This is a genomic window from Nonomuraea sp. B5E05 (assembly GCF_039880665.1).
GTDB lineage: Bacteria > Actinomycetota > Actinomycetes > Streptosporangiales > Streptosporangiaceae > Nonomuraea.
This window is the reverse complement of record NZ_JBDPMJ010000015.1, coordinates 177,755-193,373: the sequence shown is the minus strand read 5'-3', so window position 1 is coordinate 193,373 and position 15,619 is coordinate 177,755. Positions and strand designations below refer to the sequence as shown.

The window sequence follows — 15,619 nt, the reverse complement described above, 5'->3', positions numbered from 1 at the left end:
CCAGGGGGCCGGCCGTGGCGCGCGGCGTCGTACCGTCCGCTCGTGACCCCGCCGCAGCGCGCAGGACCCGCGCCGGCCTGGCACGGGACGGCCGCGCCACAGGCCCGGTGGGGGCGCCGGCCGGCCTGGTCACGGGCACCCGGCGCGAAAAGCTGGAATTCCAGCGGCCCGCCGGCGGGAGAACGCCGCGATCGAGGCGCCGGCCGCGCGGTGCCCCGGCTACGAACCCGCGTCGTAGACCAGGAGCGCGACCTGGACCCGGTTGTTGAGGTCGAGCTTGGTCAGGATGCGCGACACGTGAGCCTTGACCGTGGGCACGCTCATGAACAGCTCGCGCCCGATGTCGGCGTTCGGCTTGCCCTGGCCGACGGCCGTCGCCACCTCCCGCTCCCGCTCGCTGAGCCGGCCGAGCAGCTTCCTCGCGCGCTCCGTGCGCTCGTCCGCGCCGCCGTCGGACACGTGCGTGATGAGCTGCCGCGTGACCGCCGGCGACAGGATCGGCTCGCCCTCGGCCACCTTCCTGATCGCCCGCACCAGGTCGCCCGGCGCGATGTCCTTCAGCAGGAACCCGGCCGCCCCCGCCCGCAGCGCGCGCAGCACCTGCGCGTCGGCATGGAACGTGGTCAGCACCACCACCTCGGGCGGCGAGGAGGTGCGGCGCAGCGCCTCGGTGGCGGTGAGCCCGTCGACGCCCGGCATGCGGATGTCCATCAGCACCACGTCGGGACGGTGCTCGGCCACCATGGCCGGCACCTCGGAGCCGTCGCCCGCCTCGCCGACGATCTCGATGTCGCCGGCGCCGCCGAGGATCATCGACAGCCCGGCCCGCACCATCGCGTCGTCGTCGACGATCAGCAGCCTGATCGGCCCGCCGGCCGGAGTGGTCATGCGTCCTCCCGAGTCGTCTTCGCCGGCCACGGCAGCCAGGCGCGTACCAGGAACTCGCCCTCCGGCGTGGCACCGTGCTCCAGCCTGCCGCCCGCCAGCTCGGCGCGTTCCGTCAGCCCGATGAGCCCGGCGCCCGCGCCGGGGATGCGCAGGCCGTGGCGGGCCCGCAGTGGATTGCGCACCTCCACCGACACCCCCCTACCCCGCCTGCCCGCCACGGTGACGGCCACCGGCGCGCCGCCCGCATGCTTGCGGGCGTTGGTGAGCGCCTCCTGGACGATGCGGTAGAGGTTACGGCCCAGCCCTTCCGGCGTGTCCTCCACCCCGAGGGCCAGCCGCACGTCCATGCCCGCCTGGCGGCATTCCTCGGCCAGCTTGGGCAGGTCGGCGAGCGTGGGCTGCGGGCGCTCCGGCACCGGTTCGGCCTCTTCGCCGTCCTCGCCCGGCCTGGCGGCGCGCAGCACGCCGATCACCTCGCGCAGGTCCTGCAGCGCCTGGTGGGCGTTGTTCCTGATGGCGCCGGCCGCCCTGGCGATCTCCTCGGTGGGTGCGTCCGGGCGGAACTCCAGCGCGCCCGCGTGCAGGCTGAGCATCGAGATGCGGTGGGCGAGCACGTCGTGCATCTCCCTGGCGATGCGCTCGCGTTCGCTCCGCCTGGCCTCTTCCGCGGCCACCCCGGCCTGCTGCCTGAGCGACCAGATGACCTGCCGCCTGGCTCTGACCACGATGCCCCACGCGAACACGGTCAGCAAGATCGCCACCCCGAGTGCCGCCGTCCAGCCCCGCTCGAGGTCGCTCTGCGGCCGCAGCCAGACGTAGGGCGCCAGCGTGACGAGGGAGAAGAGCGCGAGCGGCCCGGAGATCCTGAACGGCCGGTGCACCGCCACCGTGAACACCGCCACGACCGAGGGCCCGCCAGGCAGCTCCAGGTAGGACGAGAGCAGCGTCGTCACCACGGCCAGGCCGACCGGCCATCTGCGCCGCAGCCACACCGCCGCGCACGACAACGCCCCCATGACCTGCTCGATCACCAGCAGCGGCGCCGGCTCGTCCTGGATCTCCGTCAGGGACGACAACGCCAGGCCGCAGGCCAGCAGGAACATGACGGTGTCGACGATCCAGTCGCGCGTCGAGCGGCGCACGCGCCCGCCTTCTCGGGCGTCTCCGAGCAGCACCGACGGCAGCGCCCACCGATATTCGGGGACGGGAACGCCGTCCTGCCGGTGTGCCGTCACGTCCACCGAGGTTAGGCCCTGCCGGGGCGGGGCGACAGCGACCAAAGTCGATGCCGGCCGAGACCTACGGCCGACGCGGGCCGCGCGGCCGCCCGGCGAGGCTGGAGCCATGCAAGCGGTTCTGACGGTATCGGGGTGGGTGCTGCTCCTTCAGGGTGTGGGCGGCCTGGTCAACGCCCTGTTCGGATGGTGGCGGTGGGCGCACGACCTGCTCGTGGTCAACCTGCTGCCGGTCCTCAAGGGATACGAGGTGTTCGCGGCCATCGTGCTCGGGGTGCTCGGCTTCGTGCTGCTGGCCGCGGCCGACGCGACGAAGAAGGCGAAGGAGGAGAAGTGAGCTCGACCATGCTCAGGCCGCCGCGCAACCAGGCCGATCCGCGGGTGATCCCGTGGTGGACGGTGCAGTGGCTGCTCCTCATGGCGCCGCTCGCCGTCGCGGCCGTGGCGGCGTACTGGATCTTCACCGAGCGGCCGCTCTGGCTGGGTGCGGCGGTCGCCGTGTTCGGGGTGGCGTGCGTGGCGCTGGCGCTGGTGGCGCCGCGGGCGTACTACCGGGTGGAGCGGTGGGAGGTCACCGGCGAGGCGGTCTACACGCGCAAGGGGTGGCTGACGCACACCTGGCGGGTGGCGCCGATGTCGCGGATCCAACGGGTCGACACCGCGCGGGGGCCGGTGCAGCGGCTGTTCGGTCTGGCCGACGTCACGGTGACCACCGCCTCGTCCGCGGGCGCCGTCAAGATCGAGGGGCTGGACCACGAGGTGGCCGCCGAACTGGCCGAACGCCTGACCGCCCTCACGCAGGCGACGCCCGGGGACGCCACATGAACGCGCCCGGGCTGCGCGGGCAGGACATGAACGCCCCGGAAGCGGCACAGGAAGCGGCACACCACCGCGACGGGCAGGACCGCTGGCGGCGGCTGTCAGGACGGAGCCTGTGGGTCTCGGGCACCAAGTCGCTGGCACTCGTGGCCGGCGCGGTCGCCGGGCTCACCCGCTTCCTGCTGGGCCTGGACTGGCAGCCGGGCTGGATCGTCGCGGCCTGCGCGGGCGCCGCGGTGCTGATCCTGGCCGCCGTGCTGGCCTACGACCTGGCCAGGCTGCGTACGACCCGCTGGCGGCTCACCGCCGAGCGGCTCGAGCTGCGCTCGGGCCTCACCACGCGCCAGCACCGTTCGATCCCGCGCGACCGGGTGCGCAGCGTGGACCTCAGGGCCGATCCGATCCTCCGGATGTTCGGCCTGAGCGTCGTCAAGGTGGGCACCGGCGAGCACGCGGGCGACCACACCGAGCTGACGCTCGACCCGCTGGCCAGGAACGACGCCGAGACGCTGCGCCGTACCCTGCTGCACCGGGAGGAGGAGCGGGAGGCGCGGGAGGGGCCGCTGGCCGAGCTGCGCTTGTCGTGGATCAGGTACGCGCCGTTGTCGGTGTGGACGTTCACGGCGTCCGCGCTGGTGCTCGGCGCGCTCTACAAGCCGCTCAACGCGATCGGGCTCAAGTCGGTCACCAGCAGAGCGGCGAGCGACCTGTGGGGCTGGATCGTCGCGCAGCCGCTGACGGCGGTCCCGCTGCTGCTGGCGGTCAATCTGGCCGTCGGCGTGCTCGGCGCGGTGCTGCTGTTCGCCGAGTCGTGGGGCCGCTACCGCCTGGAGCACGAGCCCGGCCGGCTCAGGCTGCGCCGCGGGCTGCTGACCGCCCGGTCGCTGACCCTGGAGCTGCGCAGGCTGCGCGGAGTGGAGATCAGCGAGCCGCTGCTGCTGCGGCTGGGCGGTGGCGCCCGCGTCAAGACCGTCGCCACAGGGCTTGGCAAGAAGGCCGGGAACGAGACGGAGGACGCCGCCGCGCTCGCCCCGCCCCTCCCCCGTGACCTGGCCTGGCGGCTCGCCGCCGAGGTCGCCGGGGCCGGCGGGCCGGGGTCGCGTGTCCCCGCCGCCGAGGTCGCGGCGGCCGGCGGGCCGGGGTCGCGCGTGCCCGGCGCCGGTAGCGCGCTGATCCCGCATCCCCTGGCGGCGAGGCGGCGGCGCGTCGTACGGGCCCTGCTGGCGACCGCGCTCCTGGCCGCCGCGGCGGGGGCCGCGTCCTGGCCGGCGCCGTGGGTGCGCGCCTGGGTGTGGCTGATCCCCGTCGTGGTGCTGGCGGCCGGGCTGTGGGGCGCCGTCGAGGGCGCCAGGAACCTCGGGCACGCGCTGGGCCCCCGGCACCTGGTCAGCCGGGGTGGCGCGGTGGTGCGGCGGACCGTCGCGCTCGACCGCAGGGGCATCGCGGGATGGACGATCACCGAGTCGTACTTTCAGCGGCGCTCGGGATTGCTGACCGTCTCCGCCACCACCTCCGCCGGCCGCGGGCACTACGAGGTGGTGGACGTCGGCCGCGAGACCGGCCTGGACCTGGCCTCCCGCGCCGTGCCCGGCCTGCTGGAGCCGTTCCTCATCAGGGGGACGACGGTGGCAAAGCAATGAGCCGCGAGATCCCCCGTCGCTTGCCCATGCCCCTGTACTGGACAAACGTGATCGCGCGGCTCAAGTGCTTGCGGTCTTAACCGTATTTGTCACACTTGCAACCGGGTTGCAGGCTCTTTAACCGTTGATGTGAACCGCCGGTCAGGAGAACACGACAACGCCGCCCCGCCCCCTCCTGACGGCGGGGCGAGGCGGCGTCACGTGAGGTCAGCTGCCCTTGGGCTGCCTGGTCAGCGTGGCCATGTAGGACTTGGCGAGGGTGAGCGCGCCGGCCATGGCCTCCTTCTCCGGCATGAACTCGACCTTGGACGAGTTCGTCGCCTCGCCCTCCGGCCGCTGGTGGCCTGAGTAGTCGACCCTGACGACCATGGCGCCCTTGCGGATCATCACAGTGGCGCTGGAGGCCGAGACCTCGCCCCGCCTGGTCTCCACGTACTGCTGGTAGGCCTGTTCGCCCAGCCCGTCGACCTCGGTCAGCTTGCCCCAGGTGATGCCTTCGAGCGATGAGTCGGCGGTGCTCTTGTCGCCGCCGTACTCGCCGACGTAGTAGGCCTTGGCGGCGGCTGCGTCGACCGCGCCGGTCCGGTTGGTGAAGCGGTGCACGGTGATCAGCGCGCTGCGGATCTTCTTGGTGCCCTCCCCCCCGGGCAGGTCCAGGTTGAGCCAGCGGCACTCGGTCTGGCTGTCGCCCCCGGCCGTGGTGCCGCGGGCGCGGGTGGTGGGCTCGGGCACGAGCTTCGTGGCCGCCTCCGTCACGGCGGAGCAGTCGGCGGGGAAGACGGTCAGCACGCTCGGCGAGGGCGTCGGGGTGGCGCTCGGCGACACCGTGGCCTCCGACGACTCCGCCTGGGCCAGCACGCCGGGATGCTTCGCCTGCCAGGCCGCCACGCCCGTCGCGAAGTGGCCCGCCAGCTTGGAGACCTCGCGGATCGCGTTGGCCTCGGTGATCGACTGGGTGGTCTCGTTGGACAGGATCCGGGCGTCCTTGCGCTGCTGGCTCGCCTGGTATTTGACCTCGATCGTCATGTCGCCGACGCGGGCGTGGGCCTTGCCGAACGAGTACCACAGCAGCTTGCCGTCGCGGCGCCAGGTGTACTGGGCGAACGCGCTGTCGCCGACGCCCTGGATGTCCTTCACCGGCGAGGTGTAACTCTTCTCGCCGGGCTTGAGCGACGGTGTGGCGGTCTCGCCGTACTTGCCGCCGCGGTAGTCGACCTCGTAGGAGTTCTGGGCCATCGCCCTGCCGGTCTTGGCGCCCTCGCCCTTGTGCTGTTCGATCCGGACGTCGATCTCCCTGCTGCGCCAGAACTCGCCGTACGAGATGCGCTGGTTCTGCCAGTTGCAGGTGAAGCTGACCGTGTAGTGGCTGTCCTGGGACCTCTTGGCGATGGTCGCGTCGGGGACGAGCCGGTCGGCCTCGTCCTTCGGCAGCATGGCGCACACGTCGGGCCGGGTCGCGGCGGCGGCCGTGGTGGCGGTCGAGGTGGCGGCCGGTTGCGCCGGCCCGTCGTCCGTCGTGTCGCCCGGCTGCGCGAACGGCGGCGTGGAGGTGCCCGCGACCTTGCCGTACACGAAGTAGGCCCCGACGCCGCCCGCCGCGACCAGCACGACGAGGGCGGCGGCCAGCGTGGGCAGCAGCCAGGCGGGCCGCCGCGGGCGCTGCGGCGGCGGCATCTGCGGCATCTGCGGCGTCGGCGGCGTCGGCGGCGTCGGCGGCGTCGGCGGCGTCGGCGGCGTCGGCGGCATGGCTGGAGGCAGGTACGGTGGCGTGTTCTGTGGCGTGCCGGGCGGCATGTCGGGCGGCATGTCGGGCGGCCCGAACTGCCTGCCTGGCACCTGGTGAGGGCTGGTAGGCGGCTCGTGCTCGCTACCGGGATTCACAAAGACTCCTGGGGTTGCCTTGACGTGCGGGGGTACATGGTAGTCACACCCCTTGCGAGAGGCTTGCAGGCGTTCACTTCGCCAGCGCCGCCGAGACCAGGCGGGCCGCGGCGACGGCCGGCTCCTTGTCAGCGGGGTCGGAGGACGGCACGTCATCACGATGCCAGACCACCTCGCCCAGCAGGTTGCTCGTCCGGAAGAGGATGACGCTGTCGGACGAGCCCGTCTCGTTGCTGTTGAGATGGAACTTGAACTTGTTCTGTATGATCGCCGCCTCCCCGACGCCCTTGACCTCGCTGACCGCGCCGCGCAGCTCGCGCATGTGCCTGCCCTTGGAGGCGGTGCGGGTGGTCCTCTCGCTGTCGAAGCGGCGCTGGGCGACCTGCGGCCCGCCGAGATCGGCGCCCGGCTTCTCCGCCCAGGCGCGCACGATGAGCCGTCGGCCGGGCGCCGAGCCGTCACGGACCAGCCACTGGCACTCATCCGGCCTGCTGCGCATGCGTTCGGGCTTGCCCTTCACCAGCCGGCCTGCCTCGGCGCCGGTGATCAGCGTGCACGGGTCGGGAGCCGTGGCGAACCTGCCGGTCTCCGGCCCGTCGACGAGCGCGCCGGCGGCGTACCAGCCGCCGGCGCCCAGGAGCACGACGGCCGCGACCGCCGCGGGCAGCAGCCAGCGCCGGGACCCCGCGCCCGCCCGCCCGCCGTGGGCACCCGTGGTGACGCCGGTCAGGCCGCGCAGCACGTGGCGCACCTGGGCAGCCGTGGGCCTGGCCGCCGGATCCTTCGCGAGCATGGCCATCAGCAGGCCGCCGAGCTCCCGCCCGGCCCTGGCGGGGAACGGCGGCTCGTGCAGCAGCACCGCCGCCGCGACCGCCGCGGACAGCTGCCGCTCGAACGGCGCCCTGCCCTCCACGGCCGTGTAGAGGCTGGCGCCGAGCGACCACAGGTCGGAGGCGGGGCCTGAGGGCTGCTCGTTGAGCCGCTCCGGCGCCATGTAGCCGGGCGAGCCCGCGCTGCCGAACCTGTCGGCGTGCCCGCCCATCGGCGCGGCGATGCCGAAGTCGGTCAGCATGGCCGAGCCGTCGGCGTCGAGCAGGATGTTGGCCGGCTTGACGTCCTGGTGCACCATGCCGTGAGCGTGGGCCACCTCCAGCGCGGACAGGACGCGCAGCCCGATCCCGGCCACGTCCGCGGCGGGCAGCGGCCCCCGCTCCTTGATCACCTTGTCGAGCGAGTGGCCGGTGACCAGATCCATGATGATCCACGGCTGGTCGCCCTCCAGGACGACGTCGTGCACGAGCACGATCGCCGGGTCGCGCAGGCGTCCCGCCGACCTGGCCTCGTGGATGGCCAGGTTGGCGAAGTCCGCGCGCTGGGGCGGGGTCAGCCCTTCGGGCACGCGTACCTGCTTGACCGCGACCTGCCGGTCGAGCACCTCGTCGATGGCGCGCCACACCGTGCCCGCGCCGCCCTGTCCGAGCCGCTCGATCAGCCGGTAGCGGCCCGCCAGCAGGTAGAGGTCACCCGGCATTGCGCAACGCCTGTTCGCTCGCCTGCGCCACCCTCAGCGCCGCCTGCTTGACGTCGTCGTCGGTCGGCTTGTTGGCCAGCGTGGAGTATTCGACGCTCACCACGAGGTTGGCCAGCCGGTAGTAGACGTGAGCGGTGTGCACGCGGCCGGTGGGGCCCTTCAGCTCGAAGGCGAAGGCCTCCTCGCCCACGCCGCCGATGGGACGCACCGGCGTGCGCGTGGCCTTCCTGGAGTCCTTCACGCCGATCTCGGGCCACGTCCAGGAGACTTCCTGATATCTGGCCCAGTAGCGTTTCTGGTTCTCGAACAGCCTGCGGGCGGAATCATCGGTCATCGACCAGGGATCGACGGTGTCGGAGTCCTTCTGCACCTGCAGGCCCACACCGCTGCCCGAGAGCGGCCAGCCGCACTTGGGCCCCGCCTCGTCGGCGTCGGGGCTTCCCTTCGGCGGGCTCTGCGTACGCAGCACGCTGCCGATCTCCTGAGAGCTGAGCAGGGTGCACACGTCCATGGGCACCGTGAACGCCGACGGCACGCCGTCGTCCTCCCCTCGCAGGAAGAAGAAGGCCGTGGTGCCCGCGGCGACCACGACCACCGCCGCGGCGGCGACGGCGATCCAGCGGGCCGCGCCGCCGGGCCGCTTCGTTCGGGTCGGCGCGGTCACGGTCTGGGTAACCGGCAACTGCGGCGCCGCCCCGCCCGCGGCGACCTGGCGCAGCGCCTCCCCTGCCGTGCGCGCGTCGGGCCGCGCCGCGGGGTGGTGCGCCATCATGGCGGCCAGCAGCGGCCCCAGCGGGCCCGGCGCGGTCGGGACCGGCTCCATCAGCGTGGCCCGTACCCGCTGAGCCGCCGAACCGGAGTAGGCGGGCCCGCCCGTCACCGCGACGTAGAGCGTGGCGCCGAGCGACCACAGGTCGCTGGCGGGGCCGCCGGGCCGGCCCTCGAGGCGCTCGGGCGCGATGAACCCGGGAGAGCCGATCATGAGCCCCTGCTCGGTGAGGGTGGCCTGGCCCTCCTGCCTGGCGATGCCGAAGTCGGTGAGCACGACCCTGCCGCTGTCGGTCAGGAACACGTTGCCCGGCTTGACGTCGCGGTGCTGCACCCCCTGGGCGTGCGCCATGCCCAGCGCCTCCAGCACGTCGGCGCCGATCCGCGCGGCGTAGTCGGGAGGCATGGGCCCGAACTCCCGCACGGTCTCGGCGAGGGTGCGCCCGCGCAGCAGTTCCATGACCAGCCACGGCCGCTCGTTCTCGACGACCACGTCGTGCAGCGCCACGATGCCGGGGTGGCGCAGCCGCGCGGTGGCCTGCGCCTCGCGCACGGCCCTGGTGATCGAGTCGGACCGTTCCTTGGGCGACATGCCCTCGGGCAGCGTGAGCTCCTTGACCGCGACCTCGCGGTCAAGCATCTCGTCCCTGGCCTGCCACACTTTCCCCATGCCGCCCGCGCCCAGCGGGCGCAGCAGGGAGTAACGGCCGGCAAGTCTTCCCGCGGACATAAAGGGAAGGGTAACTACTTATGGGGGTTCTTCTGAACAAAATGGCGGTACGGGGCCTGGCCGCCCGGTGACAACAGCGCCCCTCCGGTGACCAGTCCCGGTGATCGCGGGTGCCGGTCGTGGTTCCTGTCGGTCGGCCTCTCTATGGTCTTGGTTCGTGGACCCGGTTCAAGGCACTCTCGACGAGCTCGGCACCCCGCTGAGTGACGTCACGTTCGTCGTGTTCGACCTCGAGACGACGGGGGGCGCCCCCGCCGAGGACGCCATCACCGAGATCGGCGCGGTCAAGGTGCGGGCGGGCGAGGTGCTCGGCGAGTTCTCCACGCTGGTCGATCCCGGCGGCCCCATCCCTCCGTTCATCTCCGTGCTGACCGGCATCACCGACGCCATGGTCATGGCAGCGCCGCGGATCGACGCGGTGTTGCCGAGCTTTCTCGAGTTCATCCGCGGCGCCACGCTGGTGGCCCACAACGCCGGTTTCGACACCCGCTTCGTCAAGGCCGCCTGCGCCTCGCTCGGCTATCCCCCGCCGGTCAACCCGGTCGTCGACACCGTCGACCTGGCGCGGCGCGTGCTGACCCGCGACGAGACGCCCAACGCCAAGCTGGCCACGCTGGCCAAGTTCTTCCGCAGCTCCACCGAGCCGTGCCACCGCGCCCTGCAGGACGCCAGGGCCACCGTCGACGTGCTGCACGGGCTGATCGAGCGGGCCGGGTCGTTCCAGGTCCACACGCTGGAGGAGCTCAAGTCGTTCGTCCGCGCCCCCACCCCGGAGCAGCAGCGCAAGCGCCACCTGGCCGAGTCCGTCCCGCACGCCCCCGGCGTCTACCTGTTCGAGGACGACCGCGGCGAGGTCCTCTACATCGGCAAGAGCACCAACCTGCGCAACCGCGTGCGCTCCTATTTCACGGCGAGCGAGACCCGCCCCCGCATCCGCGAGATGATCGGCATCGCCGATCGGGTGCGCCACATCGTCTGCTCGACCGCCCTGGAGGCGGAGGTCAGGGAGCTGCGCCTGATCGGCGGCGCCAAACCGCGCTACAACCGCCGTTCCCGCTTCCCCGAGAAGGTGGTCTGGCTCAAGCTCACCACCGACCTGTTCCCGCGCCTGTCGATCGTGCGCGAGCTCAAGGACGACGGCGCCACCTATCTGGGCCCGTTCGGCAGTTCCCGCCTGGCAGACGACGCCCGCATCGCCCTGCACGAGGCGGTCCCCCTGCGCCAGTGCACGCAGCCGATCACGCTGCGCACCAGGCGGGCGGCCTGCGTGCTGCACGAGATGGGCCGCTGCGGCGCCCCCTGCGAGGGGAAGACCAGCCAGGAGGAATACGCGGTGCACGCCGAGAGCGCCCGCCGGGCGATGACGCTCGACGCGTCGCCGGTCTTCTCCGCCGTGTCGGCCCGCATGGAGCGCCTGTCGGTGGAGCAGCGCTACGAGGAGGCCTCCATCGACCGCGACCGGCTGGCCGCGTTCGTCCGTGCGGCGGCCCGCATGCAGCGGCTGAGCGCCATCACTCGCATCCCCCAGTTAGTGGCCGCCAGCCCCGCCTTCGGCGGCGGCTGGGACATCCACGTGATCCGCTACGGCCGGCTGGCGGCGGCGGGCGTCATGCCGAAGGGCGCCCATCCGACCCCTTTCGTCGCTTCGCTGAAGGCCGCCGCCGAGTCCGTCATTCCTGGTCCCGGGCCCGTCCACGCCGCCAGCGCCGAGGAGACCGAGTGCATCCTGCGCTGGCTGGAGTCGCCGGGGGTGCGGCTGGTGGAGGTCGACGGCGAGTGGAGCCTGCCCGCCCGGGGGGCTGCCCGGCACAAGGCGCGCATCGATCTGGCGTACCAGCGTCCTGATCGGCCGCGTCCTCGGGAGGGGCGACCTTTGAGGTGAAACGATAGAGTTGTTACATGGTCACGGCTATTGTCCACATCAAAGCAGAGGTAGACCGCATCCCGGAGGTCGCCCAGACGATCGCCGAGATCCAAGGGGTCAGCGAGGTCTACTCCATCACCGGCGAATACGACCTGCTCGCCATGGTCAGGGTCTCCGCCTACGAGGAGATCGCGGAGGTCGTTCCCGGGCGGATCAACAAGGTCTCAGGCGTCCTGCACACCGAGACGCACATCGCCTTCCGCGCCTATTCCAAGCACGACCTCGAAGCGGCTTTCTCCATCGGCTTTCCCGAAGCCGACTGACCCCCGTACGCCGATCACTCCCTGACACCCCACCCGGCGTATACCGCACCGCCCCAGCGCCTTCGCCGTCGTTCGCGGGCCCCTGACGCCGTGCGTCACAGCTCGGCCGCTGACGACATGCTCCCGGCGTGACCCCGGATTCTCCGGCATCGCGCTTCTCCTGGGCCCCTGCGCTGGTTGTCCCGGGGTCCCCACCCGATCGCTCCCGGTTTCCGGCCACGGCAGGGCGTTGTCCCCACGCGTCCTGTCGCGGTATCGGCCCATCCCGGCGCCCCACCTGAACCACCGCGCACGGCCGCGGACGCCGACGGGCCCGGACGAGCGGTGCTCGTCCGGGCCCGTACGGTGTGCGGCGTCAGCGCGTGAGGCTGTGGTCGTCGTCGGCTGAACCGACGGCGGCGTGCTCCTCCTCGTGCCCGTGCCCGTCCCCATGCCCGCCGTCCAGCGGGATCTTCTCCCCGCCGTACGCCTTGGACATGCGCGCACGCAGCTTGCCCAGGGGCCCGCGCATGCCCTTCGGCGGGATCCCCGAGCCGTCGGGCGCGACCGGGAGCATGAGCACCGGCTCCTTGCCGCGCATGTGCGCCTCGATATCGTCGGCCGGGGTCGTGTGGACCTCGATGAACTCACCGTGCGGCAGTCGCTTGATCACGCCCGACTCCACACCGTGCGAGATGATCGCCTGGTCGGAGCGCTGCAGGCCGAGGCACATGCGATAGGTGATCATGTACGTCAGCGCCGGCGCCACGAAGATCAGCACCCGTCCTGCGTAGGTCGTCCAGTTGAGGCTGACGTGGAAGAACGCCGCGATCTCGTCGTTGGCGCCGAGCAGCCAGAGGACGCCGTAGAACGCGATGGCCGACATGCCGATCGAGGTGCGGTGCGGGTTGTTGCGCGGCCGGTCGGCGATGTGGTGCTCGCGGTTGTCGCCCGTCACCCAGCGTTCGAGGAACGGGTAGAGCGCCAGACCGGTCATGATGATGCCCATCGGCACCAGCGCCGGGATGATGACGCTCAACGGCAGCGTGCCAACATGGGAGGTGCCGAAGAGGTTGATCTCCCAGGCGGGCATGATGCGCAGCGCGCCTTCGAGGAAGCCCATGTAGAAGTCGGGCTGCGAGCCGGCCGACACGTCGGCGGGCGTGTAGGGGCCGAACAACCAGATCGGGTTGATCTGGGCGAACGTCGCCAGGCCCGTGACCACGGCCAGCGTGAACAGGAAGTACGCCCCGCCCTTGGCCATGAAGGCCGGGTAGAACGGCGCGCCCACGACGTTCTTGTTGTCGCGCCCCTTGCCGGGCATCTGGGTGTGCTTCTGCACCCACATGAGCACCAGGTGGGCGGAGATCAACGCCAGCAGGATGCCCGGGATGAGCAGGATGTGCAGCGAGTAGAACCGGGCGATGACATCCTCACCCGGATATTCCCCGCCGAACAAGAAGAACGTGATGTACGTGCCGACCAGCGGCAGCGAGATCGCCACGCCCTCAGTGATCCGCAGACCGGCGCCGGAGAGCAGGTCGTCGGGGAGGGAGTAGCCGGTCAGGCCCTCGGCCAGCGCCAGCGTCAGCAGCAGTACGCCGATGATCCAGTTGAGCTCGCGCGGCTTGCGGTAGGCGCCGGTGAAGAACACCCGGAGCATGTGGACCATCATGCCCGCGACGAACATCAGGGCCGCCCAGTGGTGCATCTGCCGGATCAGCAGACCGCCACGGACGTCGAAGCTGATCTCCAGCGACGACGCGTAGGCCTCGGACATCATGACGCCCTTGAGCGGCGCGTACGAGCCGTCGTAGGCGATCTCCATCATGCTGGGCTTGTACCAGAACGTCAGGAACGTACCGGTCAGCAGCAGGATGATGAACGAGTAGAGGGCGATCTCGCCCAGGAGGAACGACCAGTGGTCGGGGAAGATCTTGCGCAGGTTGCGCTTGAGGAAGTTCGCGCCGCCGAGGCGGTCGTCGAGGAACGTCGAGGGCCCGGAGACGGCCTTCGGAACATTCGTGAGCTCGCTCACGTCTGGCCTCCTTCCCTGACCGCGGCCTCGGCGTCACCGCGCTCCCAGTAGCTGGGGCCGACGGGCACCTCGAAGTCGTGCTGGGCGATGAGATAGCCCTCGGCGTCGACGGTGATCGGCAACTGCGGCAGCGGCCGGGCCGCGGGACCGAAGATGACCTTGGCACCGTCGGCGGCGTCGAACGTCGACTGGTGGCAGGGGCACAGGATGTGGTGGGTGTTCTGCTCGTAGAGGGCGGCGGGGCAGCCCACGTGGGTGCAGATCTTGGAATATGCCACGATGCCGTCGTGCGTCCAGTTCTGGCGGGTGCCGCTCTTGATCTCTTCAGGACGGAACTTGATCAGGATCAGCGTGGCCTTGGCGAGGGCGTTGAGGTCGTGCTCGTAGCCCTCGGGGACGACCGACAGGATGCCGCCGGGCGAGTTGAAGTCGGCGGCGCGGATCGGCTGGCCCGTGCCCTCGACGACGAGCCTGAGCGGCTTGCCCTCCTTGGTCTTCTCTCCCCAGACGGTGTGGCGCAGCGTCTTGTTGAACTTGGCGCCGGGCATCTTGCTGTTGTCGAGGTCGCGCAGCAGCACCAGCGGCACCAGGCCGAGCGGCGCGGCCGCGAGCAGCAGCGTACGGCGCAGCAGCTTGCGCTTGACGAAGCCGCTCTCGTTGGCGCCCTGGACGAACGTCTCGGCCACGACGTCGCGGTCGGGGGCGGCGGAGGCCATCTCGTGGCGCTCCTGGATCAGCGAGTATTTCGGCATGATCTGGCGGACCCAGATCACGATGCCGATCGCCAGCCCCAGGATCGCCACGGTCAGGGTGCTGCCCAGCGCGAAGTTGGACACCCCGGTCGCCTCGGGCCCGCCGACCTGGAAGACCACGTAGGAGACGATGAACCCGATCGACGCCAGGAACGTGATCATGAAGCACAGGGCCACGAGCTTCTCGGCCTTGCGGGCCTTGGCTTCGTCCTGCAACGTGACGCCGGGGACCTCCTGGTCGGCCTCCTGCGGCTGCTCGGTGGCGCCGAGCATCGAGGTGCCCGGCGCGGGGGTGCCGATGACGCGCTTGGGAACGCGTTCGTCCGGCTGCTCGATCTCGTGCTCGTTGTCTGTCATGACTTCTGTCGCTTCTTCGCGGTGATCCAGATGGCGGCCAGTGCGAGGGCGCTGAGACCCACAATCCACGCTACGAGACCCTCGGTGACCGGGCCGATCCGCCCGAGGCCGAAGCCTCCCGGGTCTTTCTGCGCGCGCACCTGCGTGATGTAGGCGATCATGCTGCGCTTCTCTTCCGGCGTGATCGTCGTGTCGTTGAAGACCGGCATCGCCTGCGGGCCGGTGACCATCGCCTCGTAGATCTGCGTGGGGGTCGCCTCGTTGAGGTTGGGAGCGTGCTTGCCCTGCGTCAGGGCGCCACCGGCACCGGCCCAGTTGTGGCACTGGATGCAGTTGGCGCGGAACAGCTCACCACCCTTGCCCGCGTCGCCCAGCTTCGGGTCGACCTGCTCGGCGCCCGGCACCTGCGGGCCGCCGCCGAGCGACTGCACGTAGGCGGAGATCTGCGTGATCTTCTCCGGGGTGACCCACTCGGGCTGCGGCTTGCGCGGCGCCTGGGGCCCAGGGTTGGCGGCGGGCATGCGGCCCGTGCTCATCTGGAAGTCGACGGCCGCGGCGCCGACGCCGATGAGCGTGGGCGCCGTCTCGGTCCCCTCGGCGTTGGTGCCGTGGCAGCTCGCGCAGTGCGCCACGAACAGGCTCTTGCCCTCGGCCACGTCGTCGACCTTGCCCGCCGCCAATGCCGCGTCGGCAGGCTTACCCGCCTGGACAAAAGCGGTGTATGCCATCCCGACCAGCGCCAACGCCAAAATCAGGACGGCGTATCTCGCTAGGGGATGCCGCCGCCAAGCGGTGATCCTAGTCACAGAAGTCC

At 71.4% G+C, this 15,619-nt stretch carries 13 protein-coding genes; 5 read left to right on the top strand and 8 right to left on the bottom strand.

Going from position 1 to position 15,619, the window contains the following annotated elements:
- Nucleotides 1–219 precede the first annotated feature (219 nt).
- Together ABGB01_RS26985 and ABGB01_RS26980 are read right to left on the bottom strand one after the other, a co-directional pair.
- Nucleotides 220–888: a response regulator transcription factor gene (locus ABGB01_RS26985; RefSeq protein ID WP_347776325.1), complete on the bottom strand. Its 669-nt coding sequence runs from the start codon at nt 886–888 to the stop codon at nt 220–222.
- Nucleotides 885–2,123, bottom strand: a complete 1,239-nt coding sequence (locus ABGB01_RS26980) for a histidine kinase (RefSeq protein WP_347776324.1) — start codon at nt 2,121–2,123, stop codon at nt 885–887. Before ABGB01_RS26980 ends, ABGB01_RS26985 begins: the two co-directional genes overlap by 4 nt.
- 109 nt (nt 2,124–2,232) lie before the next feature.
- Between ABGB01_RS26980 and ABGB01_RS26975 the strand changes: the two genes are divergently transcribed.
- From ABGB01_RS26975 to ABGB01_RS26965, 3 genes are read left to right on the top strand one after another with little or no spacing between them, the layout of a single operon-like run.
- Nucleotides 2,233–2,460: a hypothetical protein gene (locus ABGB01_RS26975; protein ID WP_347620850.1), complete on the top strand. Its 228-nt coding sequence runs from the start codon at nt 2,233–2,235 to the stop codon at nt 2,458–2,460.
- 8 nt (nt 2,461–2,468) lie between these two features.
- Entirely contained in the window at nt 2,469–2,948 is a 480-nt protein-coding gene (locus tag ABGB01_RS26970; RefSeq protein ID WP_347620888.1) for a PH domain-containing protein, read from the top strand.
- Nucleotides 2,945–4,582, top strand: a complete 1,638-nt coding sequence (locus ABGB01_RS26965) for a PH domain-containing protein (protein ID WP_347776323.1) — start codon at nt 2,945–2,947, stop codon at nt 4,580–4,582. The genes ABGB01_RS26970 and ABGB01_RS26965 overlap by 4 nt, the downstream gene beginning before the upstream one ends.
- A gap of 207 nt (nt 4,583–4,789) precedes the next feature.
- Here ABGB01_RS26965 and ABGB01_RS26960 read toward each other — a convergent pair whose 3' ends face one another.
- The 3 genes from ABGB01_RS26960 to ABGB01_RS26950 form a co-directional block, all read right to left on the bottom strand.
- The gene (locus ABGB01_RS26960; protein WP_347776322.1) at nt 4,790–6,463 is read right to left on the bottom strand and encodes a hypothetical protein; all 1,674 of its coding nucleotides are present in this window, start codon (nt 6,461–6,463) and stop codon (nt 4,790–4,792) included.
- 73 nt (nt 6,464–6,536) lie between these two features.
- Nucleotides 6,537–7,994: a serine/threonine-protein kinase gene (locus ABGB01_RS26955; protein ID WP_347776321.1), complete on the bottom strand. Its 1,458-nt coding sequence runs from the start codon at nt 7,992–7,994 to the stop codon at nt 6,537–6,539.
- Entirely contained in the window at nt 7,984–9,492 is a 1,509-nt protein-coding gene (locus ABGB01_RS26950) for a serine/threonine-protein kinase (RefSeq protein WP_347776320.1), read from the bottom strand. Before ABGB01_RS26950 ends, ABGB01_RS26955 begins: the two co-directional genes overlap by 11 nt.
- Before the next feature lie 157 nt (nt 9,493–9,649).
- On the opposite strand from ABGB01_RS26950, the gene ABGB01_RS26945 reads away from it, so the two are divergent.
- Together ABGB01_RS26945 and ABGB01_RS26940 are read left to right on the top strand one after the other, a co-directional pair.
- A complete protein-coding gene (locus ABGB01_RS26945) occupies nt 9,650–11,374 on the top strand; it encodes a DEDD exonuclease domain-containing protein (protein ID WP_347776319.1) in 1,725 nt (574 codons plus the stop codon).
- 17 nt (nt 11,375–11,391) lie between these two features.
- On the top strand, nt 11,392–11,679 hold the full coding sequence (locus ABGB01_RS26940; protein ID WP_132603442.1) for an Lrp/AsnC ligand binding domain-containing protein: 288 nt from the start codon (nt 11,392–11,394) through the stop codon (nt 11,677–11,679).
- A 355-nt stretch (nt 11,680–12,034) separates the two neighbouring features.
- Here ABGB01_RS26940 and ABGB01_RS26935 read toward each other — a convergent pair whose 3' ends face one another.
- Genes ABGB01_RS26935 through ABGB01_RS26925 form a run of 3 tightly spaced genes read right to left on the bottom strand, consistent with a single transcriptional unit; the run spans nt 12,035 to nt 15,611 of the window.
- Nucleotides 12,035–13,696 carry a ubiquinol-cytochrome c reductase cytochrome b subunit gene (locus tag ABGB01_RS26935; protein WP_347776318.1) on the bottom strand — a complete coding sequence of 554 codons (1,662 nt, stop codon included), beginning with the start codon at nt 13,694–13,696 and terminating at the stop codon, nt 12,035–12,037.
- Complete coding sequence (locus ABGB01_RS26930; protein ID WP_347776317.1) at nt 13,693–14,805, bottom strand: Rieske 2Fe-2S domain-containing protein; 1,113 nt, start codon at nt 14,803–14,805, stop codon at nt 13,693–13,695. Before ABGB01_RS26930 ends, ABGB01_RS26935 begins: the two co-directional genes overlap by 4 nt.
- Complete coding sequence (locus ABGB01_RS26925) at nt 14,802–15,611, bottom strand: c-type cytochrome (protein WP_347642612.1); 810 nt, start codon at nt 15,609–15,611, stop codon at nt 14,802–14,804. Before ABGB01_RS26925 ends, ABGB01_RS26930 begins: the two co-directional genes overlap by 4 nt.
- Between the last annotated feature and the right edge of the window lie 8 nt (nt 15,612–15,619).

Excerpts from the sequence above, each read along its gene's own strand:
- ABGB01_RS26930 (WP_347776317.1), bottom strand. The coding sequence starts at position 14,805 with ATGACAGACAACGAGCACGAGATCGAGCAGCCGGACGAACGCGTTCCC.
- ABGB01_RS26975 (WP_347620850.1), top strand. The coding sequence starts at position 2,233 with ATGCAAGCGGTTCTGACGGTATCGGGGTGGGTGCTGCTCCTTCAGGGT.
- ABGB01_RS26950 (WP_347776320.1), bottom strand. The coding sequence starts at position 9,492 with ATGTCCGCGGGAAGACTTGCCGGCCGTTACTCCCTGCTGCGCCCGCTG.
- ABGB01_RS26970 (WP_347620888.1), top strand. The coding sequence starts at position 2,469 with ATGCTCAGGCCGCCGCGCAACCAGGCCGATCCGCGGGTGATCCCGTGG.
- ABGB01_RS26965 (WP_347776323.1), top strand. The coding sequence starts at position 2,945 with ATGAACGCGCCCGGGCTGCGCGGGCAGGACATGAACGCCCCGGAAGCG.
- ABGB01_RS26955 (WP_347776321.1), bottom strand. The coding sequence starts at position 7,994 with ATGCCGGGTGACCTCTACCTGCTGGCGGGCCGCTACCGGCTGATCGAG.
- ABGB01_RS26985 (WP_347776325.1), bottom strand. The coding sequence starts at position 888 with ATGACCACTCCGGCCGGCGGGCCGATCAGGCTGCTGATCGTCGACGAC.
- ABGB01_RS26940 (WP_132603442.1), top strand. The coding sequence starts at position 11,392 with ATGGTCACGGCTATTGTCCACATCAAAGCAGAGGTAGACCGCATCCCG.